This window comes from Pseudoalteromonas sp. NZS100_1 (assembly GCF_015864285.1).
Classification (GTDB): domain Bacteria; phylum Pseudomonadota; class Gammaproteobacteria; order Enterobacterales; family Alteromonadaceae; genus Pseudoalteromonas; species Pseudoalteromonas arctica.
In genome coordinates this window covers 1-522 of record NZ_JADYXN010000343.1, presented here as the reverse complement: position 1 = coordinate 522, position 522 = coordinate 1, and the positions used below count along the sequence as shown (strand labels likewise).

Below are 522 nucleotides of genomic sequence, written 5' to 3'. Positions count from 1 at the left end.
AAAAATGTGACAGTTTGTTCTCCAGTCCGGCAGGATTGCCGATCTGTCGCACAGCTGGAGATAAAGCCCTCTGACCCCGGCTGAACCGGGGCCATCGGCGAAACTAAAACAAAATGGGATAATCTACCCGATAGGCAAACTCCGTTATATCCGGTCCAACAGCGGCACCGATCTAAAAATGCTGCTGGATTTTGGGGCGACCGAAGCCGCCCCAAAGACTCAATTCCAGTCGATGCCAGCGACCGAAGTGATGACGTTTGCGAATGCAGTGACATCGTCGGTAATGATTGTCCGATTGAACGAAATCTCCCAGCCCTTCGAGGTCTGCCTTGCGCTGAACCCGGTTTCGGTCGAATTCTCTTCCATGAATACAAGCAGTTCGCGATAGGCTTCCGATGCACTCAAATCCTGCATGTCTTCAGCCAACTTGTGCAGGGTGTCAGCGTTAATTAAATTGGACACGAACATTTTTCTCCGGCAGATAAGGCTCTGCGAAACCCAAATTCGACACAACTGTCGATT

1 protein-coding gene is annotated in these 522 nt (G+C 50.6%); it reads right to left on the bottom strand.

Annotation, left to right across the window (positions count from 1 at the left end):
• Window positions 1-219 precede the first annotated feature (219 nt).
• Window positions 220-522: hypothetical protein (locus I6F66_RS22205; protein WP_231611968.1), on the bottom strand; the 303-nt coding region annotated here is incomplete at its 5' end.